At 73.5% G+C, this 24,634-nt stretch carries 19 protein-coding genes and 1 pseudogene; 10 read left to right on the top strand and 10 right to left on the bottom strand.

Annotated elements, in window-relative coordinates; translation table 11 throughout:
* The first annotated feature begins 217 nt into the window (after nucleotides 1-217).
* Nucleotides 218-1,378: a chromate efflux transporter gene (gene chrA, locus PUR56_RS40955; protein ID WP_329952704.1), complete on the top strand. Its 1,161-nt coding sequence runs from the start codon at nucleotides 218-220 to the stop codon at nucleotides 1,376-1,378.
* 92 nt (nucleotides 1,379-1,470) lie between these two features.
* Here the strand turns inward: chrA and PUR56_RS40950 are convergent, their stop codons facing one another.
* The 4 genes and pseudogenes from PUR56_RS40950 to PUR56_RS40935 form a co-directional block, all read right to left on the bottom strand.
* On the bottom strand, nucleotides 1,471-2,004 hold the full coding sequence (locus PUR56_RS40950) for a flavodoxin family protein (RefSeq protein WP_329881516.1): 534 nt from the start codon (nucleotides 2,002-2,004) through the stop codon (nucleotides 1,471-1,473).
* A gap of 327 nt (nucleotides 2,005-2,331) precedes the next feature.
* Complete coding sequence (locus tag PUR56_RS40945) at nucleotides 2,332-3,267, bottom strand: dsRBD fold-containing protein (RefSeq protein ID WP_329952703.1); 936 nt, start codon at nucleotides 3,265-3,267, stop codon at nucleotides 2,332-2,334.
* A 12-nt stretch (nucleotides 3,268-3,279) separates the two neighbouring features.
* Nucleotides 3,280-4,633: pseudogene (locus PUR56_RS40940) on the bottom strand (nicotinate phosphoribosyltransferase).
* 3 nt (nucleotides 4,634-4,636) lie between these two features.
* A complete protein-coding gene (locus PUR56_RS40935; protein WP_329952702.1) occupies nucleotides 4,637-4,876 on the bottom strand; it encodes a DUF1918 domain-containing protein in 240 nt (79 codons plus the stop codon).
* 109 nt (nucleotides 4,877-4,985) lie between these two features.
* Here PUR56_RS40935 and PUR56_RS43730 point away from each other — a divergent pair, with 109 nt between their 5' ends.
* Nucleotides 4,986-5,792 (top strand): Rv1733c family protein, encoded by an 807-nt coding sequence (locus PUR56_RS43730; RefSeq protein WP_443034630.1) that lies wholly within the window; start codon nucleotides 4,986-4,988, stop codon nucleotides 5,790-5,792.
* Between the two features lie 98 nt (nucleotides 5,793-5,890).
* Here PUR56_RS43730 and PUR56_RS40925 read toward each other — a convergent pair whose 3' ends face one another.
* Nucleotides 5,891-8,314 carry a glycoside hydrolase family 65 protein gene (locus tag PUR56_RS40925; RefSeq protein WP_329952700.1) on the bottom strand — a complete coding sequence of 808 codons (2,424 nt, stop codon included), beginning with the start codon at nucleotides 8,312-8,314 and terminating at the stop codon, nucleotides 5,891-5,893.
* Nucleotides 8,315-8,372: 58 nt separating this feature from the next.
* On the bottom strand, nucleotides 8,373-9,107 hold the full coding sequence (locus PUR56_RS40920; RefSeq protein WP_329952826.1) for a pyridoxamine 5'-phosphate oxidase family protein: 735 nt from the start codon (nucleotides 9,105-9,107) through the stop codon (nucleotides 8,373-8,375).
* A 253-nt stretch (nucleotides 9,108-9,360) separates the two neighbouring features.
* Here PUR56_RS40920 and PUR56_RS40915 point away from each other — a divergent pair, with 253 nt between their 5' ends.
* The 5 genes from PUR56_RS40915 (at nucleotide 9,361) to PUR56_RS40895 (ending at nucleotide 15,877) form a co-directional block, all read left to right on the top strand.
* Entirely contained in the window at nucleotides 9,361-12,081 is a 2,721-nt protein-coding gene (locus PUR56_RS40915) for a bifunctional acetate--CoA ligase family protein/GNAT family N-acetyltransferase (protein ID WP_329952699.1), read from the top strand.
* Between the two features lie 189 nt (nucleotides 12,082-12,270).
* Nucleotides 12,271-12,555 carry an SHOCT domain-containing protein gene (locus PUR56_RS40910; protein ID WP_329952698.1) on the top strand — a complete coding sequence of 95 codons (285 nt, stop codon included), beginning with the start codon at nucleotides 12,271-12,273 and terminating at the stop codon, nucleotides 12,553-12,555.
* 22 nt (nucleotides 12,556-12,577) lie between these two features.
* Nucleotides 12,578-13,561: an Acg family FMN-binding oxidoreductase gene (locus tag PUR56_RS40905; RefSeq protein ID WP_329952697.1), complete on the top strand. Its 984-nt coding sequence runs from the start codon at nucleotides 12,578-12,580 to the stop codon at nucleotides 13,559-13,561.
* A 109-nt stretch (nucleotides 13,562-13,670) separates the two neighbouring features.
* Complete coding sequence (locus tag PUR56_RS40900; RefSeq protein ID WP_329952696.1) at nucleotides 13,671-14,714, top strand: alcohol dehydrogenase catalytic domain-containing protein; 1,044 nt, start codon at nucleotides 13,671-13,673, stop codon at nucleotides 14,712-14,714.
* Nucleotides 14,715-15,193: 479 nt separating this feature from the next.
* Nucleotides 15,194-15,877, top strand: coding sequence for a response regulator transcription factor (locus PUR56_RS40895; RefSeq protein ID WP_329952695.1), 684 nt, complete (start codon nucleotides 15,194-15,196; stop codon nucleotides 15,875-15,877).
* Nucleotides 15,878-15,912: 35 nt separating this feature from the next.
* On the opposite strand, the gene PUR56_RS40890 is transcribed toward PUR56_RS40895, so the two are convergent.
* On the bottom strand, nucleotides 15,913-17,628 hold the full coding sequence (locus PUR56_RS40890) for a sensor histidine kinase (RefSeq protein WP_329952694.1): 1,716 nt from the start codon (nucleotides 17,626-17,628) through the stop codon (nucleotides 15,913-15,915).
* A 249-nt stretch (nucleotides 17,629-17,877) separates the two neighbouring features.
* Between PUR56_RS40890 and PUR56_RS40885 the strand changes: the two genes are divergently transcribed.
* On the top strand, nucleotides 17,878-18,549 hold the full coding sequence (locus PUR56_RS40885; RefSeq protein WP_329952693.1) for a pyridoxamine 5'-phosphate oxidase family protein: 672 nt from the start codon (nucleotides 17,878-17,880) through the stop codon (nucleotides 18,547-18,549).
* A 399-nt stretch (nucleotides 18,550-18,948) separates the two neighbouring features.
* Here PUR56_RS40885 and PUR56_RS40880 read toward each other — a convergent pair whose 3' ends face one another.
* From PUR56_RS40880 to PUR56_RS40870, 3 genes are all read right to left on the bottom strand, one after another.
* Nucleotides 18,949-19,833, bottom strand: a complete 885-nt coding sequence (locus PUR56_RS40880) for a universal stress protein (RefSeq protein WP_329952692.1) — start codon at nucleotides 19,831-19,833, stop codon at nucleotides 18,949-18,951.
* Nucleotides 19,834-20,111: 278 nt separating this feature from the next.
* Nucleotides 20,112-20,558, bottom strand: a complete 447-nt coding sequence (locus PUR56_RS40875; RefSeq protein ID WP_329952691.1) for a universal stress protein — start codon at nucleotides 20,556-20,558, stop codon at nucleotides 20,112-20,114.
* Nucleotides 20,559-20,733: 175 nt separating this feature from the next.
* The gene (locus PUR56_RS40870; protein WP_329952690.1) at nucleotides 20,734-21,159 is read right to left on the bottom strand and encodes a universal stress protein; all 426 of its coding nucleotides are present in this window, start codon (nucleotides 21,157-21,159) and stop codon (nucleotides 20,734-20,736) included.
* A 242-nt stretch (nucleotides 21,160-21,401) separates the two neighbouring features.
* Here PUR56_RS40870 and PUR56_RS40865 point away from each other — a divergent pair, with 242 nt between their 5' ends.
* Both PUR56_RS40865 and PUR56_RS40860 read left to right on the top strand, forming a co-directional pair.
* A complete protein-coding gene (locus PUR56_RS40865; RefSeq protein ID WP_329952689.1) occupies nucleotides 21,402-22,055 on the top strand; it encodes a DUF4389 domain-containing protein in 654 nt (217 codons plus the stop codon).
* Complete coding sequence (locus PUR56_RS40860) at nucleotides 22,052-24,610, top strand: cation-translocating P-type ATPase (protein ID WP_329952688.1); 2,559 nt, start codon at nucleotides 22,052-22,054, stop codon at nucleotides 24,608-24,610. The genes PUR56_RS40865 and PUR56_RS40860 overlap by 4 nt, the downstream gene beginning before the upstream one ends.
* The last annotated feature ends 24 nt before the right edge of the window (nucleotides 24,611-24,634 follow it).

The following is a 24,634-nucleotide window of genomic DNA, read 5'->3' as shown; positions in this document are numbered from 1 at the left end:
TTCCGATAGGGCGGGACGGCCCTGTTTCGTCGGGGCGCCGGGAATGGCAGGGGAGCTGCGGCGATTGGCGCGGGGAAGCCGGGGCGTCACAAGGCGGTCTCCACCGGCAGGCCGGGCGGCACCGATTGTTCAACCGCCCCCGGTAGTGTCACCGCACCGAGGCAGTACCGGTGACGTGGGAGATGGGCGGGATGTGGCGGCGGACGAGGACCGGGGCGTGGGTTCGGTCCGGGTTGGGTTGGGGACGATAGCGCGGGAGTGGGGAAGGATCGGCTGCATCGGGTTCGGTGGCCCGCCCACTCACATCGCCCTGCTGCGGAAGCTGTGTGTCGAGCGGCGGGGGTGGATCGCGGCATCGGAGTTCGAGGACTCGATCACCGCGACGAACCTGCTCCCGGGACCGGCCTCCACCCAGTTGGCGATCCTCACGGCCTGGCGTCTGAGGGGTGTGCCCGGCGCGCTGGTCGGCGGGCTGTGTTTCATCGTGCCGGGCCTTGTACTGATCCTGGCCCTGGCCGCGCTGTTCCTGTCCGGGAACCCGCCGCTGTGGGTGCGAGGGGCAGCCGCCGGTGCGGGGTCCGCGGTGGCGGCGGTCGCCCTGCAGGCGGCCTGGTTGCTCGCCCCGGCGAGTTGGAAGCGCGCGGGGACGGATCGCCCGGCACGGGTGCGTTGGGCCGGGTACGCGCTCGCGGGTGGGACTGCTGCGGCGCTGACGGGCCCGTGGCTGGTTCTGGTGCTCCTGGCGGCCGGCCTGGCCGAGGTCGCCGTCCGCACCCGCGGGAGGCAGGGGCCAGGTCGTCCGGTGGTGTCCTGGCCGCTGCTCGTTGCGGCTCCGGCGCTCGGTGGCGGCACGTTGGCGTTGGCGTGGGTGGCGTTGAAGGTCGGTGCACTGTCGTACGGCGGCGGGTTCGTGATCATCCCGCTGATGCAGGCCGATGCCGTCGACCGTTACCACTGGATGAGTGACGGCCAGTTCCTCAACGCGGTGGCGCTGGGGCAGATCACGCCGGGCCCGGTGGTGCAGACCGTCGCGGTGGTCGGGTACGCGGCTGCCGGAGTGTGGGGCGGACTGCTCGCCGCCGTGGTGGCGTTCGGCCCGTCGTTCCTGTTCGTGGTCTTCGGAGGGCGGCACTTCGACGGACTTCGGGCCAGCGAGCGGGTACAGGCGTTCTTCACGGGGGCCGGACCCGCTGTGATCGGTGCGATCGCCGGGTCGGCGATTCCCCTCGCCTCGGCGCTGCGGCACGGCTGGCAGTACGCGGTGCTGGCCGGCGCCTTGCTGTGGCTGCTGGCCGCTCGCAAGGGCGTGGTCGGCGCCCTGTGCGGAGCGGGTGCGCTGGGAGTTGTCGCGGCGCTGGTGGGCTGGGCGGTCGTCTGACCGCGGGGCAGTGTGCGGGAGCCTGCGCATCGCCACCACGGCATCCCGGGGGAACCCGTCGGGCCGCCACGACCGGGGCGGCCGGTGGCCCGTCAGACCAGGCCGGCGCCCCAGGCACGGGCGCGGTCGAGTTCGCCCGCCCGCAGGGGGCCGTCGGCATCCTCGACGATGAACCCCTCGGGTTCCGCCAGCACGTCGTAGTGGTGGCGGGAGAGCCGTTGCGCTATGGCGTCCGCCGCGCCGCCGCTCATCCGCATGTCGGCGCGTGTGTCGAAGGCCGCTGCGTGGGTACCGGGCTCGGTCTTCGGGAGGTCGTGGAACCACGTGCGAAGACCGGGCCCCTCGGCCGTCGAAGCGGCCTCCCGAGCGGCGTCCTCGTGGTCCTCCTTCCTCGCCTCGGCCGTGGCGGCCATCCTGCGGCTGAGACCGGAGGACATGCCGTGCATGTGTGTCGGGCCGCCGACCACCAGGAGATCGGCGGTCCGCGTCATGTCGGCGTCGGCCTCTGCCACCGGGATGCAGTCGACCGCCGCGTCCGGGGCGGCTTCGTGGACGCCTGCGGCGATCGCCTCGGCGATCTCACGCGTGTTGCCGTACATGCTCTCGTACACGATCACTGTGTGCATCGCTCTCACCTCTGCTTCCATCGTCCTCCGCTACGCCTTCTACTGGCGTGGGTCGTTCGGCCCTGACCGTGCCGCCGACAGGACCGCGGCCGCCGGGTGTGCGTCGGCGGTGGAGGACGAGGGCCACACCGGACGGCGGATCCCGTGCGGCGCGGTGCCGGTCGCCGGCCCGGCGGCCGCGTCGACAAGGACGCCGGGGGCTCCGTTGCGGGCGGAGGCCCCGGCCGTCAGGGTTCTCCGGTGCGGCAGACCCGGCACGGTCGAAGCGCGTCCGCGAGCCCGTTCCGCTCCGGCACCGCGGCGGGGCCGCAGCGGTGCTCGCCCCGGTCAGGAACGGGGCGGTGTGTCGTCGTTCGCAAGCGAGTCGCTCCGGCCGGCGCGGAGGAGCTGGTTCCCGAGGTCCAGCAGGGCGCGTCCGGCGGCGTACTCGTCGCCGATCTCCGGCACCGGGTCGTCATCGGGATTGCGGTGGGCCGTGGTCCGGCTCTCCAGCGTGTTGTCGCCGGTGTCGAGGACGGCATGCACCTTCGTGACGTCCCCCTCCTCGAAGAGGTCCAGGCGGAGGTTCCACCGCTTGGTTCGTACCGGCCGGGGTGCGGTGCTCTCGGTCATGTCCGGTTCCGTCCGTTCGGGGGCCGTCCGTCGGGCAGGTCCGGTGGGTGCGCGGTGCCCGACCGGGCGGGAGTGTCCGGTTCCTCCATCGTCCGACCGGGGCCCGGAACCGGCGAGCGGGGCGGTCGCCCGTTCCCGGGCGACGGATTCGGTCCAGCGGTCGACGTCGTGCCAGTCCCGGTGGTCGCCGAACCGCCCGCCCATCAGTCTGAAGACCAGGCGGCCGAGGGCCGGCCAGTGGTCGGGCTCCACCGCCCCCGCGAAGTCGTGGTGGTCCCGTGGGGTGACGGCGCTCCTGACGGCGGCCGGTCCTGCGGAACCCCTTCTGGCGCGTGGCGCGCGCAGCCGCGCGGCGACCCAGGGGCGGAAGGCGCTTCCCTGCTCGCCGAGCAGGCTCACGCTGAAGGTCCAGAGCCGGAGGGTGCCCAGCGCTTGTACGTTCCGTTCGACGAAGTGGACGGCGGGGGGAAGCCACTTCCCGTTGTGGATGGCGCTCCCGAGCACGGCCGCGTCGAAACCCTCCGGGCCGGCATCCCGGTCCAGAGCCGTCAGGACGACATGGTGGCCGTGGCCGCGCAGCCCGGCGGTGATTCGTTCGGCGATGCCGAGGGTGGAACCGTGCTGGCTGGCGTAGCCGACGAGAATCCGCATGCGTGTCTCCGCTCAACGGCCGGACGCTTCGTTCGGCGCTTCCCGAAGGCGGTCGTCCAGCCGCTGCCGGGCCTCGGCGCCGTATCGGCGAAGGCGCTCGGAGACGCCCGCGACCGGCGGCCGCGGACGATCGATCCTGCGTGCTGCGGCCGGTAGCTCGGCCACGTCACGGTCGAATGCGGCCCGGGCCCGGGCGAGAGGGGGGGCGCGGGCCTGTCCGGTCCCCTTCCGACATCACCGTCTCCAACAACGGTGCCGCACCGGGCGGCGCCGGTTCGTCCCGCAGCGCGATCGTGTCCGCGCACCCGGGCCCGCGGAACACCTGCTTCGCGCCCGGGGCGGTGGCCTTCCCGGCGGACAGCTTCATCATCGGCTTCCCGGCGTACGCGACCAGCTTGTAGGCCGCGTCCAGGTAGGGCGCGTCCGCGGACACTCCGACGAGCGTGCCGACGGCGAACACGTCTATCGGTGCTTCGGCGTGGACCAGGCGGTCGATGCCGTACTCGTCCAGACCGCCGCTCGCCGTGACGCCCACCAGCGGCAGCCCGGCAGCGTCGAGGATCCGCCTCGTCTCGACGGCCAGGGCCCCCAGGTCCCCGCTGTCCAGTCGTACCGAGCAGTTCTCCTGGAGCCCGAGCTCCCGCAGTACCCGGGCCGCGGCCCGGACCCCGTTCGCGGTGTCGAACGTGTCGACCAGGAAGGTCACCGGCCCCGGGTGCGTGCGGGCGAAGGCGCGGAAGGCCGTCTTCTCGTCGCCGAAGGCCTCGATGTAGGAGTGCGCCATCGTTCCGACCGCGCGCAGGCCGTAGGTACGGGCCGCCGCCACGTTGCTCGTCCCCGCGAACCCCACCAGGCCGCCGAGCCTCGCCGCCTGCTCGGCTGCCTGCACGCCGTGGGCACGGCGCAGGGAGAAGTCCACCACCGGGCGGCCGCCGGCGGCGAGTACGCAGCGCGCCGCCTTCGAGGCCACCGTGGTCTGGTGGCAGACCTGGTTGAGCAGGTACGACTCCACCAGTTGTGCCTCGGGCAGTGACGCGGTCACCTCCAGCAGAGGTTCGTCGGGCAGGACGACACGGCCCTCCGGTACGGCCCGTACCTCGCCGTTGAAGCCCAGCCCCAGCAGTGGTTCCAGGTCCGCCAGGGGCCGGCCGAGCGCGGTGGCGAACACGGCCACGTCCTCTTCGTCGACGCGGAGCCCGGCGAGGTAGTCGAGCGCCGGTTCCAGACCGGCCGCGACGAGGAATCCACGTCCGGGGGGCAGGTGCCGGACGAACAGGCTGAAGGTCGCGGGCTGCGTCATCCCCTCGACGAGGTACGAGTGGGCCATCGTCACCTCGTACAGATCGGTGATCCGAGCTGTCGACACGGGTCAGGGCTCCGGCCGGAGCCGCGTCCCGACGGCGCTGTGCTCCCCGCCCCGGAGACCGAAGCGATGGACGCGGGCGTCGGGGCCGGGGAAGTACTCGGTGGTCCTGCCTGTGTCCGACCAGCGCACGTCGTAGGGCGGAGTTCCGTCCGGGTGGTGCAGTCCCACGATCTCGCCGTCACGTCGTGCCACCCCCGGACGGGTGCCCTCGATGATGATCTGGTCTCCCACTGACGCCTTCATTTCGTGCTCCCTACGACCTGCTCCCCACGACGTGTGTCCGCCGGGCCCGGGCGGTACCCGGCTCCGCGGGTGAGGGCCACTGCCGGCCCCGCATCCGTGCCCTACTCCCATGGCACCACGTTCCGCGCGGACGGGTAGGGCCGGTCGGCCCCGGAACGCTGCCCGTGAAGCCCTCCGCCCACGGCCGCCGCAGGTCGGGACGGTGGACCGTCAGGCCCTTGGCCGGGCGGTGGTGCCCGGAGAGACTGGTGGCACCGGTCCGGCCGGATCGATCGAGGTGACGAGGAGGCGGGCCATGCCGGCGCCATCCACGACCACCGTGCGCCCGGCCGCGCGAACCACCCTCAGGCGGCATCTCCGTCGTGCCGTGGGGCGGGACCCGAATCCCCTGTGCCGTCGGGTGGACAGGGAGTTCAGCCGCCTGGCCGCCGCGATGGCGATGGCGGTCGTCGGCGCGTTGGCGGTGGCTGCCACGATCGCGATCCTGGTGTTCCAGCGGGAGAACCGGACGGCACAGCAGGTGGAACAGCACCGGCACGGTGTCACGGCCACGACCGTCGGCCCGGCACAGGACGACGGCGCCGGGACCGGGGGCGCCCGGGCACACACCCCGGCGACCTGGAACCACCCGATGACGGGCCCGGGCAGCGGCCTGATCACAGTGCCGGTCGGCACTGCTCCCGGAACGGCAGTGCCGCTCCTGGTGGACGACCACGGCCGACCCGCCGCTCCGGCGAAGAGCCCGCAGGCGATCACCGCCGACGCCGTGGGCGTCGGCCTCGGCTCCCTGACCGGCATCTCCGTGGTGGCGGCCGGCGGGTACGTGATCCGCCGTCGTGTGCTGGAGGACCGTGCGGAGCTGGGCTGGGAGCCGGAATGGGAGCAGGTCGAGCCGCTCTGGTCGGGGCGCCGGTGAGGCAGACCGCCCTGCGCCGGGGCGGCCCACCGTGCGCGGGAGGGTTCCGTCGGCCGCGCCGACCTCCTCGTCCGGCCGTCCGTCGTTCCGGCCGGGGTTCACAGCGGGAAGGTGTGGTCCTCCCCGGGCCGGATGAGGGTCGGGGCGCCCCGGAACCGGACCTGGACGGGCTCCTGCCTCCCCTCCGACAGGCTCACCGTCACGGCCCGCCGGTTGGTGGCGATCACGACGCCCCAGTGGCCGCGGTAGCGCAGTTCCAGCTCCAGCCGGCCGAGGGCGGAGGGCAGGCGGGGATCCAGCCAGAGGGCGTCCTCGCGGATCTCCAGGCCGGTGTAGCAGCGTTGCAACAGGTCCACCGCGCCGGCCATGGCGCCGAGGTGGACGCCCTCCGCGGTGGTGCCGCCCTGGGAGTCCCGCAGGTCGGCGACCAGGGCGTCGCGGAAGTGCCGCCACGAGGCGCGGCGGTCGGAGCGGGTGAGCACCCAGGCGTGGACCACCGAACTGAGCGTCGAGCCGTGCACGGTGCGCCGCAGGTAGTGGCCGGTGGTGCGGCGCAGCAGCTCGTGGCCGGCGGGGTAGCCGAGGTGGCGGAGCAGGTCACGCACCTCGCGGGCGGAGAACAGGTACCAGAGCATGAGGACGTCCGCCTGCTTGGACACCCGGTAGCGGTTGGTGGTGTCGCCCTCGGCCTCCAGGATCCGGTCGAGTCGTCGCAGGTCGGGGTAGCGGTGCCGGTAGGCAGCCCAGTCGAGTTCGGCGAGGCGCTCGTAGCCGGCGAACTGGCTCGGCACGCCGTCGTGGAAGGGGACGTGGAGGCGTCGCCCGACCTCGCGCCAGCGGTCGAGTTCGGTGCCGTCGAGGGCCAGTCGTGCCAGCAGGGCGTCGCGCCGGTAGCCGGGCAGGACGGCGAGGGTGTCGAGCGCACGGGCGAGCACCCAGGAGGCCAGGACGTTGGTGTACGCGTTGTCGTCCAGGCCGGGGCGGTCCGACCACGGGTAGGCGTCGTGGTACTCGTCCGGGCCCAGCACCCCGCGGATCGAGTAGCGGCCCCGCGAAGCGTCGTAGGTCGCGGCCGAGGACCAGAACCTGGCGATCTCCAGCAGGGTCTCGGCACCGGCCTCGGCGAGGAACTCCGAGTCGCCGGTGGCCTGGTAGTACTGCCAGATGTTGTAGGCGACGGCCGATCCGACGTGCCGCTGGAGGCGGCTGTGGTCGGGGAGCCAGCGGCCCGACATCGGGTTGAGGTGCAGCCGCTGGGACTCCTCGCGGCCGTCGCTCGCGCTCTGCCACGGGAACATCGCGCCGCGGAGGCCGACCTCCCGGGCGGCCTGGCGGGCCGCGTCCAGGCGCCGGTGGCGGTAGCGCAGCACGGCTCGTGACAGCTCGGGGAACCGCAGGTTGAGCAGTTGGAGGACGAACAGCTCGTCCCAGAAGACGTGGCCCCGGTAGGCCTCGCCGTGCAGGCCGCGGGCCGGGATGCCGACGTCGAGGTCGACGGAGTGTTCGGAGTACGTCTGGAGGACGTGGAAGAGGTTCAGGTGCAGCGGTCCGGCGCCCTCGAAGTCCGCCTCGATCCGGCAGCGCCGCCACAGCTCGGCCCAGCGGAGGGTGTGCGCGGCCAGGAGCTCCTCGAATCCGGGAGCCTGCCCGGCCAGCAGGCACGACGCCTGCAGGGGGGTCCCGATGGCCGGGTCGTGGGAGGTGTGGACCGCCACTGTCTTCTCCACCGTCACCGGGTGGCCCGGCCGGGTGTCCACGGTGAGGATCTGGGCCGCCCAGCCCGCCCGGACGTCGGCGCGGCGGTCCGGGATGACGGGTACGCCTTCCCGGCGGAGGGTGGTGCGAGCCGCGAGCGCGATGTGCAGCGGCGAACCGGCGGCCGCGACCTCCAGCCAGAGCGACCCGTCCTGCCCCGAACCCTGGCCGGCGGGCACCAGGTGGCGGGCGGCCAGGCCGCGGTAACGGGCGACCCCGGTGTTGGTCACGGTGCCGTCCAGGGCGGAGCGGATCTCCAGCGGGCCGGACCAGTTCTCCGGGGTGAGCGTGGTCTCCAGGGCGAGCAGGTGCGGCTGCGCCTGGCTGGCGAGGCGGCGCTGTACCAGCCGGGTCCGGCGGCCCTCGGCGTCGACGACGAGGGCGTGCCGGGTCAGCAGTCCGCGCCGCAGGTCCAGCTCCAGGGTCTGCGCGGCGGGCGGGCCGGTGAACCAGGAGCCGCCGGCCGGACGGAAGGTCAGGGGCAGCCAGTTCGGGGTGTTGATCAGGTCCTCGTTGGTGACCGCCCGGCCCGCGACCGTCGAGGACGCGCGGTCGTAGCAGCCGGCCAGGTACGTGCCGGGGTAGTGGACTCCGTCGGCCGTCGACTCGGGTGCAGCCCCGCGGCTGACGACGTAGCCGTTGCCGGTCGCGCAGAGCACCTCCCGCAGGCCCTCCTGGGCCGGGTCGAAGTCCTCGTAGCGCAGGGTCCATGGGTCGGGCATCACCGGGTCGGGTGCCGGGAGGGCGGGGACGGCGTCCGGTTCCACGTGGGGGCCTCCGTCCTGTCGGCTCCCTTCCAGTCTGCGCAGCGTGCCGCCGGGGCGCTCACCGGCCGCCGTCCGGGACTGCCTCCTCCGGTTCCTCCGGCGTGTGGACGGCCCGGCCGGTGACGGATGCCGGCCGGAGCCGCACCCACACGTCGCGCGGCCCGCCCGCCCACGGGTCCGGGCCGTCGCGCCGGACGAGGTGTTCGATGGCCTCCGGCTCGTCGAACGCGGTGGCCCGGCCCATGGCCAGGACGCTCCAGCCGGTGCGCGACGCGTCGTCGATCCGGTCGACCTCGAAGGCGATCCGTGCGCCCAGGACGGTGGCGAGGACACCTCTCGCGGAGGTGCGGAACAGCAGGCTGCCGTCGAGTACGCGGTAGTTGACCGGCAGCACGACCGGTCCCTCGGCCGTGGTGAACGCGACCCGCCCGACGCCGCCCGGTGCGAGCCTGCCCCAGCATTCCGGGACCGACAGGTCGGTCAGGACCGGGCGTGCGGCGGCGGCGGCCCGACTGGGTGGCACGTCGAGTCCGCCGCCGAGCAACTGCGAGGAGGTCGTTTCGAGCGCGTGGGCCAGTCTCAGCAGGGCCCCGGCCTCGACGGCGACCGGCGACGACTCCAGGTACTCCTCCGCCATACCGGCTCTTGCGGCCGCCTCCGCGCGGCTGAGGCCGAGCTGCCGACGGCGCAGGGCGATCCGGCGCCCGGTGTCGCCGGGGCCGGCCGGGGTGTCCTCGGCCTCGTGGGATCGGAACGGACGGGCCCTACTCGGCTCCCCGCCCTTGACTGTCATGAACACGGTTTGCCCCTTTCGTCACCCGGACCGTCCTGGCACGGTCGTCGACGCCGGACGGCTGGCCGGCCTTCCTCCAGGATGCGCGCCCGGGCCGTCGGGCGGAGAGGGCCGCTGGGCCCCACCGGGCGCCGGGTCGGCCCCGGCGATCCGGGCCGGAAGGCGGGCCGGTCGGCCCGTTCCCGGCGGGAACGGCCGTGCGGAAGCTGGAGGAGTCCTGACCGCCGGGGCCGAGCCGCAGAGGAGCCACGCCATGCCCTCCCTCCCGTACCCGCTGCCGAGCGCCGAGGCACTGATCGCCGACGGATCGACGGTCGGGATCCGCCAGATCGGGTCGTCCGACCGGGCGGCCGTGCTCGACCTGCACGCCAACCGGATGTCGGCCGAGAGCCGACGGCTGCGCTTCTTCGGCGCCAGTCGGCGGGCCCCGGAGCTGGCCGCGGAACGGCTGTGCGGCCAGGACCGACCGGGGCTGCTCGGGCTCGGCGCCTGGTCGGGGGACGAACTGGTCGGCGAGGCCGACAGCGAGGTCCTCGACGACCCGGCCACCGCCGAGCTGGCGCTGGCGGTGGCCGACGAGTGGCAGCACAGGGGAGTCGCGACCCTGCTGCTGGAGCACCTGGTCCACGCTGCGCGCGCCCGGGGCGTCCGCGTCTTCGAGGCCGACACGCTCGCCGGCAACAGGGCCGTCCACCGGGTCTTCGCGGATCTCGGGCTGCCGGTGCACCGTCGTCTCGAACAGGGGGAGATCCGGGTGCGGGTACCGCTGGACGAGAACGACGAGCACTACCGGGAAGCGGTGGACGAGCGCGGCCGCCACGCGGACGTCGCCAGCCTCGGCCCGCTGCTGCGACCGGCCGCGGTCGCCGTCGTGGGCGCCTCGCGCCGACCGGGGTCGGTCGGGCAGACCGTGCTGCGGAAGATTCGCCAGGGGGGCTTCGCCGGGTCTGTGTGGGCGGTCAACCCGTCCGCCGGGGAGGTCGCGGGGGAGCCCGCGTTCCCGTCGGTGAGCGCCCTTCCGGCCGTTCCTGACCTCGCGGTGCTGGCCCTGCCGGCGGCTGCGGTGGCCGGCGTCGCCGAGGAGTGCGGCCGGGCCGGCGTCCGGGCGCTGGTGGTGCTCACCTCCGGCCTCGGGCCGGACGATGCCGTTCGGCTGATGCGTGCCTGCCGCCGGTACAGCATGCGGATGGTCGGCCCCAACAGCCTGGGCATCGCGCAGACCGACCCCGCCGTGCGGCTGGACGCGGAGTTCGGCGGCGCGTTCCCCCTCCCCGGCACCGCCGGTGTGGCCGTCCAGTCCGGCGGTGTCGGCATCGCGTTGCTGAAGCGGCTGGCCTGGCTCGGCATCGGCGTCTCCGGGTTCGTCTCGCTCGGTGACAAGTACGACGTCAGCGGCAACGACCTGCTCCAGTGGTGGGAGGAGGACGGCCGCACCGACCTGGCGCTGCTGCACCTGGAGTCCTTCGGCAGCCCGAGGGCCTTCGCGCGTACGGCCCGCCGCGTCACCCGGAAGCTGCCCGTCCTCACCGTCGACGCCGGACGCTCGCCGGCCGGCCGCCGCGGCGCGGCCTCGCACACGGCGGCGGCCGCCACCCCGACCGTCACGAGGGAGGCGCTGTTCCGGCAGGCCGGGATCACCGCGGCCCGCAGCATCGACGAACTCGTCGGGACGGCGGCGCTGCTGCACGCCCAACCGCTCCCCGCACCACGCGGAGCCGTGGCGGTGGTCTCCAACGCCGGCGGTGTCGGCATCCTGGCCGCCGACGCCTGCACCGACGCGGGCCTCGTGCTGCCCGAACTCGCACCGGGCCTCGTGGAGTCCCTTCCGGACGGAGCCTCGGCGCGCAACCCGGTCGACACGACGGCGGCCGTGGGGCCCGCCGAGATGGCACGTTGCCTGAAGGCGTTGGAACGGGACAGGGCCGTCGACGCGCTGCTGGTCTGCCTCGTGCCCACCGCGCTCGCCACGACCGGTGACCGTGACCCCGTGCGGGCCCTCCTCGACGGCCCGGCCCGGCACGGGGTCCCGGACGTCGCGGTGCTGCTCGACCAGCAGGTACCCGTTCGCTACCTGACGTGCGCCGACGGCGGCCTGCTGCCCGCGTACTCCGACACGGTGGCCGCCGCCCGGGCGCTGGTGCACGCCCGCGACCGGGCCCGTTGGCTGGCCGAGCCGTTCGCCGCCGAGGCCGACGTACCCGGCTGCGACCCGGATGCCGCCAGGTCCATGGTCGGGGCCCACCTCGCGGCCCACCCGGACGGCGGTTGGCTCTACCCCGTGGCCACGGCCGACCTCCTGGACTGCTACGGCCTGCCGCTGATCACCTCGGTGTGGGCACCGGACGAGGGCACCGCCGCGGCCGCAGCCGAAGGTCTGCGCGGGCTCGGGCACAGGGGGGAGGTCGCGATGAAGGCCTATTGGCCCGGCCAGGTCCACAAGAGTGCCGCCGGCGCCGTGCGCACCGGGCTCGCCACGGACACCGACGCCAGGACCGCCTTCCGTCGGTTCGGCGAGCAGTTCGGCGGTCGGCTGAGCGGTGCGGTGGTGCAGCCGATGGCCGCGCCGGGTGTCGAGCTTCTCGTCGGCGTGGTCCAGGACCGCGTCTTCGGCCCGCTCGTCGTGCTCGGCATGGGCGGCACCGCCGCCGACGTCCTCGCCGACCGGTCCGCCCGCCTCGCGCCGCTCACCGAGCACGACCTCACCACCATGGTCACCGAACTCCGTGGCGCGCCCCTGCTCTCGGGCCCTTCGGGCGAGCCCCCGGTCGACCTGGCGGCGGTCCGTGACGTCCTCGCCAGGGTCTCCCGGCTCGCCGCCGACCTTCCCCAGCTCGCCGAGGCGGACCTCAACCCCCTGATCGCCCGGCCCGACGGCGCCGTCCGCGTCGACGCCCGCGTCAGACTGGAACCCCGCCCGTCGTTCGACCCCTACCTACGACGACTGCGCCGACCGGCCGCCGCACGGGAGGGGTGAGGCAGGGGGCGTGTCGCCGACGCCCCGGCGCCCTGTGCGCGGGGCCGATCGGCCCACTGAGCGGGCCCGGGCCGCACCGGGTCCGACCGGCCCCGCGCACAGGGCCGGTCGGCCCATGCACGGCCCGGGCCCCGGATGCACGGTGGAGGTGGGGCAGCAGCCCCACCCCGTCCGGCCGAGGAGCCCACGATGACGTACTGGAACGATCACGGCATGAACGGCTGGGGCTTCGGCCTGATGGCCGTCGGGATGCTGCTGTTCTGGGGACTGGTCGTCGTGGCGGTCGTCCTCCTCGTCCGCCACCTGGTGCAGGCCCCGCAGCATCCGCAGGGCACGCACCCCTCCCCGCCGCCCGGACGCATTCCGCCCGAGCAACTGCTCGCCGAGCGCTTCGCCCGCGGGGAGATCGACGCCGACGAGTACCGCCACCGCCTGGAGGTACTGCGTTCCGGCGACAGCCCGCCCGCCGGCTGACGGCACACCCCGGGAGCCCGCCATGACCACCCTCGCACTCGACGCCGCGACCCTGGAGAAGCTGGTCTCCGCGGCCGTGGCCGCACCCTCGATCCACAACAGCCAGCCCTGGCACTTCCGGCTCGATCCGGCGACCTCGGTCCTGGCGGTGCGCGCCGCACGGGAGCGCGCCCTGCCGGCCACCGACCCCGAGGGACGGGCGATGCACATCTCCGTCGGCGCGGCGGTGCTCAACCTCCGGGTCGCCGCCCGCCACCTCGGCTGGGCACCCGAGGTCCGCCTGCTGCCCGACCCCGCCGACCCGGACCTGTTCGCCGCCGTCCGCCTGGACGAGACGTCCCCGGTCCGTCTCCCCGGCACGGAGGTCCTGTACGACGCGATCTGGCGCCGCCACTCCATCCGCACGCCGTTCACCGACCGGCCCGTGCCGGCCGACGTCCTGGACCAACTGGTGGCAGCGGCCCGGGGGGAGGGGACGATCCTCCGCCTCCCCGGCCGGGAGGAGACCGACCGGCTGCTCGAACTCACCGCCGAGGCCGAGCGCCGCAGCACCACCGACCCCGCCCAGCGGACCGAGAGCCGCGACTGGATCCGCAGCGGGGACATCCCGGCCTACGGCATCCCGGCCCGCGCCCTGGGCCCGCAGGACAGGGAGGGCCACCTGCCGATGCGGGACTTCGCCTCCCTGCGCCCCGCCGAGCACCGACCGCCGGCCACTTTCGAGCATGAGCCGCGCCTCGCGGTGCTCACCACCGAGCACGACCACCCCGAGGACTGGCTGCGCACCGGGCTCGCCCTGGAACACGTCCTGCTGACGGCCACCGTCCACGACGTACGGGCCTCGCTCCTGCACCAGGTGATGGAGTGGCCGGACCTGCGCCCGGTGGCCCGGGAGCCTCACCTGGGGCCCGAGCATGTCCAGATGCTGATCCGCCTCGGCTACGGCCCGGAGGGAACGCCGACCCCCCGTCTGGCGCCAGGCGAAGTCCTGGACCCCGAGACCTAGCCCCACCCGCCCTATGGCGACCACCCGTCGCAGGGCAACGCTGGACGGGAAGGCGGGACGGCGCAACTGCCGTTCCGCACCGGTGAGAGATGATGGGAGTGACCAGGACATGAAAGCGCTGACCTACCACGGACCGGGCCGCCGGACCTGGGGCGAGGTACCGGATCCAGCCGTCCTGGACGCCGAGGACGCCGTCGTCCGGGTGGACGCGGTGACCATCTGCGGCACCGACCTGCACATCCTCAAGGGCGACGTTCCCGAGGTCACCGACGGACGCGTCCTCGGTCACGAAGCCGTCGGCACCGTCATCGAGACCGGCCCCGGTGTCCGGACCGTCAAGGCCGGGGACCGCGTCCTCGTCTCCTGCATTTCCGCCTGCGGTCGCTGCGCCTACTGCCGCACCGCACGCTACGGGCAGTGCATCGGAGGCGGCGGCTGGATCCTCGGCCACCTGGTCGACGGCTGTCAGGCGGAGTACGTCCGCACACCCTTCGCGGACAACTCCCTCCACCGGCTGCCCGAGGGCGTGTCCGACGAGGACGCCCTGCTGTTCGCCGACATCCTCCCCACCGCCTACGAGGTCGGAGTCCAGAACGGGCGGATCGGCCCCGGCGACACCGTGGTGGTGGTCGGCGCGGGCCCGATCGGCCTCGCCGCCATCATCACCGCCCAGCTCTACAGTCCGTCCAGGATCATTGCCGTCGACCTCGCGGCCGGCCGACTGGGCGCCGCGACGCGCTTGGGCGCCGACGTCGCGTTGACCGTGGCGGAGGCTACCCCTGAGCCAGTGCGGGCGCTGGGCAGGGACGCCCTGGGAGTGGACGTGGCGATCGAGGCGGTGGGCGTTCCCGACTCCTTCGAACTCTGCACCCGCGTAGTGCGGCCCGGAGGGCGGGTGGCCAATGTCGGCGTGCACGGCAAGCCCGCCGTCCTCCACTTGGAGACCCTCTGGATCCGCGACGTCACCATCACCACCGGCTTGGTCGACACGCACAGCACCCCGCTGCTGCTCGACATGCTGGCTGCCGGGCGGTTGGACGTATCCGGGCTGGTCACCCACCGCTTCGGCCTCGACGAGATCCAGGAGGCCTACGACGTCTTCGCCGATGCCGGTGGTAGCGGCGCCCTCAAGGTCGCGCTCTTCCGGACGTGACCGGACACGGCGAGCCAAGGAGTGCGCGGTGAACCAGAAGCCCGACATCGAGGGCGCCCCATGTGACGCCCCTGCCGAAACCGTGCGCGTGACCTTCGGGAGATGCTCCCGGCTCGGTCAGAACGAAACGGGATCGGAGGACGGCTTGGACGTCCGTGCCGAGGAGGGCCGGATCACCCTGTCCGGCAGCCTGCCCCATGCAGTCCCGGCTCCGGTCCTGGAAAGGCTGGTCCGGTCCGGTCCGTGCCGGGCGTGGTCGGCGTCGAGGTCAGGCCGGGCGCCCTGGCCTGACCGAGGACGTGGTGACCGGGCCCGTCTCCGTCGGTCGGGCGTGCTGACCCCGGCCGAAGACCGGTGATGTCCCCTTGCGGGGTTACTCCCTCGTGGCGCCCACGCAGGGTGGGGCGGACTTGCGGTGCGCCGTGCGGTCAGGGCGCGCAGAATCAGTGTCACCGGTGCGACCAGTCAGGGAGCAGGCCATGGACACCACCGAACCCACCGTCTCCGAGCCGCCCGTTCGGGTGTTCCTGCTGGACGACCACGAGGTGGTCCGGCGCGGCGTGCGTGACCTTCTGGAGGCGGACCAGGACATCGAGGTGGTCGGCGAGGCGGGCACCTGTGCGCAGGCGCTCGCCCGGGTGCCGGCGTTGCGGCCGGACGTGGCCGTGCTCGACGTGCGGTTGCCGGACGGGGACGGGGTGACCGTCTGCCGGGAGCTGCGGGACCGGATGCCGGACTTGGCCTGCCTGATGCTGACCTCGTTCGACGACGACGACGCGCTGCTTGACGCAATCATGGCCGGGGCGGCCGGATACGTGCTGAAGCAGGTCAAGGGCGCCGACCTGGTGAGCGCGGTGCGGACGGTGGCCTCGGGGCAGTCGATGCTGGACCCGGAGACCACCCGCAAGCTGATGGAGAGCCTGCGCCACCACGAGGAGGACACGGCCGACTCCGCGCTCGCCCAGTTGACGCCGCGCGAGCGGGACATCCTCGTCCTGGTGGGCGAGGGCAGGACCAATCGGCAGATCGGGCGGGAGCTGTTCCTCGCGGAGAAGACGGTGAAGAACCACGTCTCGCGGCTGTTGGCCAAGCTCGGCGTGGAACGGCGTCTCCAGGCGGCCGTGATCGCCGCGCACGCCGAGTCGGCCCACCACCCCCGGTAGGTGTCGGAACCGCACCGGTCGGGCCCACCAGGGCCTCAGGGATGCGGCAGCGGGACGCGCCACTCCAGCGCCGTGCCGCCCTCGGGCCGGTTGCCGATGGCGAAGGTGCCGCCGAGCGAGGCGGCCCGGTTGGCGAGGTTGGCCAGACCACTGCGTCGGCCGTGTTCGGGGAGGCCGACGCCGTCGTCCGTCACGGTGAGCACCAGCTCCGTCCCGGCGGCGAGGGACACCTGGACGGTGCTCGCCTTCGCGTGCCGGGCGGCATTGGACAGAGCCTCCTCCAGTACCGCGACGGCGGCGTCGGCGACGTCGACGACGACGGCGGTGTCGAGCAGGCCGGTCAGCCGCACGGACGGGGTGAAACCGAGTGCCCGTGAGGCCCGCTCCACCGACTCGATCACCCGGGTCCGCAGGCCGGTGGCCGCCGGGCCGCTCTCGCGCAGGCGCAGACCGAAGATGGTCGCGCGGATGGTCCTGGCCGTGTCGTCCAAGTCGTCGATGGCCCGTAGGACGCGGTCGGTCGCCTCCGGGTGGTCGATGAAGCGGGTGGCGCCCTGGAGGGTTATGCCGGTGGCGAAGAGCCGCTGGATGGCCAGGTCGTGCAGGTCGCGGGCGATCCGGTCGCGCTCCTGGAGCAGGGCGAGTCGTTCGGAGTCGCGGCGCCGCTCGGCGAGCTCCATCGCGACCGCCGCATGGCCCGCGAAGCCCAGGAGGGGCCCGGACTCGTCCTCGTCGAACAGGGGGGCGCCGATCGCCCGGGCCAGCATCAGCACCCCGTGCACTCCGTGCTCGGGCGTGCCGATCGGAACGGCGACGGCCGGGCCGATGCCCTCCCAGCGAGGGGGTCCGACGGTGATCCTGGGGTCCTTCTGCACATCGGTGGTCGTGACTGGGCCGCCCGTGAGGACGGCCGCCCCCACGAATGACCCCTCTATCGGTAGGACCAGGTCCCGGTGTCGCTGTTCGCCCAGCCCGCAGGCCATCCGCACCTCCAAGTCGTCGGTACCCGGCAGCGGTACGGCTACTACCGCAAGGTCTGCCCCGGCGATATGGGAGGCCCGGGTGACGAGCAGGTCGAGCATCTCCTGCTCGGTACGGCCGGACAGCAGGCCGTTGGTGACCTCCGCGCTGGCCTCAAGCCAGTGTTCGCGCAGCTTGGCCTGCGCGTACAGGCGCGCGTTGTCGATGGCGACGCCGGCGGCGACGGCGAGCGTGGCCAGCACCGACTCGTCCTCGGCGTCGAACTCGCCACCGCCGTGCTTCTCGGTGAGGTAGAGGTTGCCGAACACCTTGTCCCGGATTCGGATCGGTACCCCCAGGAAGGACCGCATCGGCGGGTGCCCGGTCGGGAAGCCGTAGGAGGCCGGGTGGTCGGAGATCCGGGCAAGCCGCAGCGGCTGCGGGTGGCGGATCAGTTCACCCAGCACGCCGTGGCCGGCCGGCAGGCCGCCGATCAGCGCCGTCTGTTCGTCTGTGACGCCTACGGGGATGAACTGGGACAGCCTCCGGTCGTCGCCGATCACGCCCAGCGCGCCGTACTCGGCGTCCACCAGGGTCACTGCCGCTTCCACGATGTGCCGCAGAGCCTGGGCGAGCTCCAGGTCGCGCCCGACAGCCAGCACGGCCTCCAGCAGGCTGTGCACCCGGTCACGGGTGCCCCGGGCAGCGTCCAACCTGGTCTGAAGCTCGTCCAGCAGCTCGTCCAGTCGCAGCCTCGGGACAGCAGCGGAACTCTCCGATGCGCTGTCCAAGGGGCCCTCCTCGGCTCGCCCGATGCCACTGACCAGCGTAGACGCGGACGCGGGACCGCGCCGGGCGGGAGGCGGTGCGGATCCGGGCCGCAGGGACGTCGGTCGGCCCTCCCCTGGCGACGTTCCCGGTGTGGAGGAACGCTTGAGGCGGGAGCGGAGCCGGCCTCGCTGCTTCGCGGCCCCGGAGGAGCGAGCCGGTCGCGCTGGTCCCGATGTGACGCGCAGTGTCCGAGAGCCGAGGAGCCCACCGTGAACCACACCCCTGACCTTGGCGCCGTACAGCGGGCCGAACCCGCCGACGTCGCCCGCCGGATCAGAGACCGCCGCAGCCGTCTCGGTCTGACGGAGCAGGAACTCGCCTACCAGGCGGCCATGGCACCGCAGTATCTGCGCCATCTGCTGAAGGTGGGCCCGGCGTTCGACCCTGCCGCATTCGTCCGGATCGCGGTCGCGCTCGGCACCACGTGGCCGGTGCTGCTGGAGGGCCGTGCCGACGCTCCACCGGGCCAGACCGACGCCGGCGCGCGGCCGGTGCTGTTCCACCTCACCGAGCCCGAGTGCTGGGAGCTGATGGGCTCGCGGGGCATCGGCCGGATAGCCCTGAACGCAGAGCCAGGACCGGCGGTCTACCCGGTCAACTACGCCGTGGACTCCCGGACGGTCGTCTACCGGACGGCACCACGCGCCGCCGCTCCGGCCGACGAATCGCCGGTCTCGTTCCAGGTGGACCACATCGACGACCGTGGGAGCCGGGGCTGGAGCGTCCTCGTCGTCGGCCGGGCCCGTCACGTGGAGGATCTTGACGAACAGCAGCGGCTGTCGCGGCTCCCCGGTACCACCCCGTGGGCCGGTGGTGACCGTCCGCTGTGGATTCGCATCCATCCTGACGAGATCACGGGACGCCGTATCGGCCGCGAGTGAGGGGACCCCGAACGGGAGGATGTCGAAGGCGACGTCCTCGTGGACGAGTTCGGCGAACCGGTCGAGATCGCCGGAACTGAGGGCATCAACCGCGCGCCGTGCGATGTCGCCAGGAGCCGTCGGAGAGGTGTGCGTGCTCATTTCCTTCTCTTGGTACTGCCGGGGACGAGGAGCATCCGTATGCCCTTCCAAGCGTTGCTCGGGACGCGCGGGGAAGCCAACCGGCCGGACCTGACGGGCGCCGTCGCGGTTGAGCGGGACGCAGGTCAGAGGCCGGCAGCGGCCTCACCGAGCAGCGCCCGCGCTCTTGCGGCATCGTTCGCCCGTGTCGGGTTCGCACGCCGACCGTCCGGGTCGACGGGGCCGAGCGGTCGAGGTCCCGTCGGGAGGCGGTCGTCCTCAGCGCCCGCCGACCGGGACGGCGGGGACGGTGATGACCGGGCAGTGGGCACGGTGCAGCAGGCCGTGCGGGACAGACCCGAGCCGCATGCCGGTGAAGCCGCCCCGTCCACGGCGCCCCACCACGACGGCGAGCGCGTGCTCGGAGGCCTTGGCGAGCTCCTCGACGGGGTGGCCGCGGATCACCTCGTGCGTCAGCGTGATGTCCGGGTGCGTCGCGCGGCGCCCGGCCGTGGCCTCGTCCAGCAGCCGCCGCAGGGACTGGACGGTGGCCTCCTCGTCGACGTGAATGTGGCCGACGAGGTGGGACTGCCAGATGAGGAGGGTGCGCAGCGCGGCCTGCCTTGGCGCGGCGAGGTCGAAGGCGAAGTCGATCGCGGCGGCTGACGAGGGGCTGGCGTCCACGCCGACCACCACGTACGGAGGTTGCTGGGTGACATGCTCCGGTTCGCGGACGACGACCACGGGGCAGTGGGCCTGGGCACTCACCGGGACGGTCACCGAGGAGGCGCTCAGCACCTCTTCCAAGCGGCTGAGCCTGCGCGACCCGAGGACGACGAGTTCGGCCTGCGCGGACTCCCGGCAGAGAGCCGGCGCCGGAACGTCCTCGGTGACGGCGGTGGTCATCGGCAGGTCCGGGCGCCGGTGCCGGGCGAGGGCAGCGGCCTCGCCCAGAGCCTGTTCGCCGTGCTCACGCAGCTCCTTGTGGTGCCGAACCAGCCCGAGGACGTGCGGGTCCTGGGACAGCGGTGGAAGGGCGTGGACCAGCCGCAGAGGCAGACCGCGGCGGTGGGCCTCGTCGGCCGCCCAGGCCACCGCCATCGTCTGGGGGGCACGTGCGTCCACGCCGAGAACGATCGAGTGCGTGTTGCTGGCGGATGTCATGGTTTCTCCACCGGACCAGGGGCCGACCGGGTGCGGCCTGCCCTGTGCTCCACACTAGGGAGGTCGTGGTACCCGGCGCGAGGGTCGACCGGCCCTCGCCGTCGGGCCGGCCGCACCGGTACCGGTCGTCCGGCCTCGGAGCGGCGTCCGGGTGGGCCGCCGACCGGCGCGCTGTCGGCGGGCAGGTACCAGCGTGACTGCGGTCTGCTACGGCGGACCCGGCTCCGGCGGCGGCGCCGCGCACCCGGTGCGGTGGATTGAAGGACGGGGGAAAGCCCTCAGGAGGGCACGCCGCGGACGACGACCACGGGGCAGTGGGCGTGTTCCACGCAATGCCGGCTCACGGAACCGAGCAGGGTGCCCGTGAAGCCTCCCAGGCCTCTTGTTCCGACGACCAGGAGGCGGGCCCGGCGGGAGGCCTCCAGCAGGATGTCCGCGGGGTGGCCGTACTCGGTCCGTTGGCGGATCGGCACGGGAGGGCGTATCGCCTCCGCTTCCCGCTTCACCACGTCCGCCAGGGCCAGGCGGGCCGCCTCCTCGATCTCCGGGCCTGGGACCGACAGTCCCCAGCCGCTCAGCGGAGGATAGTCCCAGGCTGCCACGGCCTCCACTGCGGAGCCGCTCAGTCGGGCGAATTCTAGGGCCCAGCGCAGTGCCGCCATCGAGGACGGCGAGCCGTCGACGCCGACGACGACGGCCTGGGTACTCTCCTGCGTGGTCTCCACGACGTGAACCTCCTTGTGACGATGCGGCGATGGCGATGTGGGGTCGGCGAGGTCACGGCCCGACGGTGGGCCGGTGGCCGTTCAGGTCGAGGATCTCGTTGACCGGACGCCGTGGGGTGGCGGGCCCGGGAGGGCCGTAGCCGATGCCGGCGGGTCGGTCTTTTCACCGCCCTCTTCAGGCCGTGTCGGCGCGCACGACGACGACCGGGCACCGCGCGTGCTGCACGCAGTGCTGGCCGACCGATCCGAGCAGCGCGCCGGCGAATCCGCCGTGACCCCGGCTGCCCACGACGAGCAGGTCAGCCCCGTGCGACCTCTCCACCAGAACCTCGGAGGCGTTGCCGAGTACGGCTGTCTCCCGGAGTCGAACCGGCCGGACGTCACCGATCGCCTCGCCGACGGCTTGAGCGAGTACCTTCTCGGCGGCATGGTCGAGTTCGCGGTTCACCGACACGGGAGCGCGCCCGTACACCGTCGGGAGCGTCCAGCAGAGGACCGCCTCCACTGTGGCGCCGGTCAGCCGCGCCTGCTCGACCGCCCATCGGAGTGCCTGCCGCGACGAGGGTGACCCGTCCACTCCGACCACGATTGCGCGTGCCACCGGGGGGTCTCGATCCATGGCGTACCTCGCTCACCGAGTGTGCCGAGCGGCCGAAGCCCCTTGCGATGGGACCGCAGAGGGCACGGGGCCCTGTCCGTCCCACTCTCCGCCCTCTGCGGGCTCCGTGCACACGGCCGGCCGGACCTCGCGGACCTCCGGCTCCGGAGAGACCATGAAGGTGTCCGAGAACGCGCCGCACCGGCACCCGCCGGCGGCGGCGCGTCGCTCCGGAGGTGATCGCCGTGGCCGCCACGACCCCGTCACCCGTGCGGGTGGAAGCCCGGTTGGACCCGCCCCTTTCTCGCTGGCTCTGGCTGGTCAAGTGGATCCTGGTCATCCCGCACTGGATCGTCCTCTGCTTCCTGTGGGTGGGCTTCGTCCTGCTCACCGTGGTCGCGTTCTTCGCGATCCTGTTCACCGGTCGCTACCCGCGCGGGGTGTTCGACTTCAACCTCGGTGTTCTGCGCTGGTCGTGGCGGGTGTCCTACTACGCTTGCGGAGGTCTGGGCACCGACCGGTATCCGCCGTTCAGCCTCGGTGAGGAACCCGACTACCCCGCGACGCTGTACATCGCCCCGCCGGGCGAACTCTCCCGGGGCCTGGTGCTGGTGAAGTGGTGGCTGCTCGCGCTTCCGCACTACCTGGTCGTCGGAATCCTCGTGGGCGGCTACCACGAGGATTGGGGCGGGGGCGGCCTGATCGGCCTGCTGACACTGTTCGCGGGGGTGGCGCTCGCCGCCACCAGGCGCTACCCGCCGGGTCTCTTCGACCTCCTCGTCGGACTGAACCGTTGGGTGTTCCGGGTGGCTGCGTACGCGGCCCTGATGACCGACTCCTACCCGCCGTTCCGGCTGGACCAGGGCGGCCTCGATCCGGCCGCCCGAGACATCGCATGACACGGACGGCGAGCCGTCCGACCGGTCTGACCGAGGAGCGGGCAGCCCGGATTCTCGCCGAGCACGGGCCGAACGACGTCGGGGCGGTGCCGACCCCTCCGCTGTGGACCAGGGTCGCCGCACAACTGCGCGATCCCCTTATCCTCGTGCTGCTCGCGGCCGTCGTGCTGACGGTGGCGACCGGTGACCACGCCGATGCGATCGTGATCGGCCTCGTCGTCGTGGTGAACACGACCGTCGGTGTCGCCCAGGAGGTCCGCGCGGACAACGCGGTGGCAGCGCTCTCGGCGCTCTCCGCACCGGCAGCCCGGGTGCTGCGCGACGGCCGGGAGCGCGAGGTGGCGGCCGCCGCCGTGGTGCCGGGCGACGTCCTTCTACTGGCCGGAGGAGACATCGTCCCCGCCGACGCCGAGCTGTCCGAGGCATCCGCGCTGCTGGTGGACGAAGCGATGCTGACCGGCGAATCCGTCCCCGTGGAGAAGGAGGTCACCGCTGAGGGCGGTCTCAGCGCGGGAACGGTGGTGGTGCGGGGCCGGGCGATGGCGACCGTCACCGCGACCGGTCCCGACAGTGCCCTCGGCCGGATCGCGACCTCGCTCCACCCGCGGCCCCGGGCCACCCCGTTGCAGCGGCGCCTCGCCGGACTCGGCCGGGTGCTGGCCGCGGTCATCGTCGCCCTCTGCGCGGTGGTCTTCGCCCTCGGGCTGGCACGTGGCCAGGCCCCCGAGGCGATGGCGGTGACGGCCATCAGCCTCGCCGTGGCTGCCGTACCGGAGTCGCTGCCCGCCGTGGTGACCCTCGCGCTCGCGATCGGCGCCCGTCGGATGGCCGTGCGCCACGCCGTTGTCCGTCGGCTCCCGGCCGTCGAGACGCTCGGCGCGGTCACCGTGCTCGCCACCGACAAGACCGGCACGCTCACGGAAGGCCGGATGGTGGTCGAGCGGCTCTGGGCACCCGGGTGGGAGGCCGCGCTGACCGGCACCGGCTACCGGCCGCAGGGCGAGGTCCTGGTGGAGCCACCGGGCGGGCGGGCCGGGGTCGGGGCGCTGCTGCGGGTGGTGGCATTGTGCAACGACGCCTCGCTGCGGCCGCCACAGCCCGGCGTGGACGGGCCGTGGACGGCCCTCGGCGATCCGACCGAGGCGGCCCTGCTGGCGGCGGCGGCCAAGGCGGGCCTCGACCCGGCCTCGCTCGCCGAGCAGTCCCCGCGGGTGGACGAGCTGCCGTTCGACAGCCTCCGGAAACGGATGACGACCGTGCACCGGACGCCCGGCGGGCGGTACGAGATCTGTCTCAAAGGAGCGCCCGAGGCCGTCCTCGACCCTGCCGTCCTCGACGAGGACGCCGACACGCTGGCGCGCGCCGCCGACCACGCGGCGCGGCTCGCCGCCGACGGCTACCGTGTCCTCGCGGTGGCCTCCGGGACCCGGGACACCACCGACCGCCCGGTCGAGGCGGGCCTCCGGCTGCTCGGTCTGGCGGCGCTCAGCGACCCGCCCAAGCCCGCGGCCGCCACGACCGTCGCCGCCTGCCGGCGCGCCGGGATCACACCGGTCCTGATCACCGGCGACCACCCGGCGACGGCCCGTGCCGTCGCCGAGCGGGTCGGGCTCCTGGATCCCGGGACGGGCCCGGTCGGCAGCCGGGTGGCCACCGGACGTGAGGTCGCCGCGGGTGCCGTCGGCGACCTCACGTCCGTGCGGGTCTTCGCCCGCACGAACCCCCAGCAGAAGCTCGACATCGTCGAGGCCTGGCGCTCCGCCGGCGCCGTCACCGCGATGACCGGGGACGGCGTCAACGACGGGCCGGCGCTGCAACAAGCGGACATCGGGGTGGCGATGGGCCGGCGAGGCACCGAGGTGGCCCGCCAGGCCGCGGACCTCGTCCTCGCCGACGACGAACTCGCCACCCTGGTCGCGGCCGTGGAGGAAGGACGCCGGGTCTACGACAACATCCGCCGCTTCCTGCTGTACGCCCTCTCCGGTGGAGCGGCGGAGATCCTGGTCATGCTGCTCGGCCCGCTCTTCGGCCTCGCGCTGCCGCTGCGCGCCGGTCAGATCCTGTGGATCAACCTGCTCACCCACGGTCTGACCGGTGTGGCGGTCGGCGCCGAACCGGTCTCCGCACAGGCCATGCGGCGGCCGCCGCGGTCCCCCCGCGAGCCCGTGCTCGGAGCCGGTCTCTGGCAGGGCGTCCTCGCGCTGGGTGCGGTGGTCACCGCCGTGAGCCTGGCGGCCGCGCTGTGGGCCGAGTCGGCCGGGAGGCCCTGGCAGACCGCACTGTTCCTGACCTTGCTGGCGGCGCAGCTCGGTGTGGTGCTCGGGCTGCGTGAGCGGCTGTTCACCCGGGCCAACCCCTTCCTCCCGGCCGCCGTACTGGCGTCGGCGGGGCTCGCGATGGCGGCGCTGTACCTGCCGCTCTTCCAGGACGTCCTGCTGACGGTTCCGCTGTCCTGGCCGGACATCGCAGTGGCTGCGGCAGCCGGGGTGGTGGCCTTCGGCGCGGCACGGCTGGGTGCGCGTCGGCTGATCCTCCCGTCACGCCGGAGGGGCTGAGATGGATCCCGTGTTCGACTCGGC

It is taken from the genome of Streptomyces sp. BE303 (genome assembly GCF_036290945.1).
Taxonomy (GTDB): Bacteria; Actinomycetota; Actinomycetes; order Streptomycetales; family Streptomycetaceae; genus Kitasatospora.
The sequence above is the reverse complement of the archived record's forward strand: the minus strand, read 5'-3'. Positions and strand labels throughout refer to the sequence as shown.

Coding starts and splice junctions, on each gene's coding strand:
- PUR56_RS40950 (WP_329881516.1), bottom strand. CDS start 2,004: ATGCACACAGTGATCGTGTACGAGAGCATGTACGGCAACACGCGTGAG.
- PUR56_RS40945 (WP_329952703.1), bottom strand. CDS start 3,267: ATGCGGATTCTCGTCGGCTACGCCAGCCAGCACGGTTCCACCCTCGGC.
- PUR56_RS40935 (WP_329952702.1), bottom strand. CDS start 4,876: ATGAAGGCGTCAGTGGGAGACCAGATCATCATCGAGGGCACCCGTCCG.
- PUR56_RS43730 (WP_443034630.1), top strand. CDS start 4,986: ATGGCACCACGTTCCGCGCGGACGGGTAGGGCCGGTCGGCCCCGGAAC.
- PUR56_RS40920 (WP_329952826.1), bottom strand. CDS start 9,107: ATGACAGTCAAGGGCGGGGAGCCGAGTAGGGCCCGTCCGTTCCGATCC.
- PUR56_RS40915 (WP_329952699.1), top strand. CDS start 9,361: ATGCCCTCCCTCCCGTACCCGCTGCCGAGCGCCGAGGCACTGATCGCC.
- PUR56_RS40910 (WP_329952698.1), top strand. CDS start 12,271: ATGACGTACTGGAACGATCACGGCATGAACGGCTGGGGCTTCGGCCTG.
- PUR56_RS40905 (WP_329952697.1), top strand. CDS start 12,578: ATGACCACCCTCGCACTCGACGCCGCGACCCTGGAGAAGCTGGTCTCC.
- PUR56_RS40900 (WP_329952696.1), top strand. CDS start 13,671: ATGAAAGCGCTGACCTACCACGGACCGGGCCGCCGGACCTGGGGCGAG.
- PUR56_RS40895 (WP_329952695.1), top strand. CDS start 15,194: ATGGACACCACCGAACCCACCGTCTCCGAGCCGCCCGTTCGGGTGTTC.
- PUR56_RS40880 (WP_329952692.1), bottom strand. CDS start 19,833: ATGACATCCGCCAGCAACACGCACTCGATCGTTCTCGGCGTGGACGCA.
- PUR56_RS40860 (WP_329952688.1), top strand. CDS start 22,052: ATGACACGGACGGCGAGCCGTCCGACCGGTCTGACCGAGGAGCGGGCA.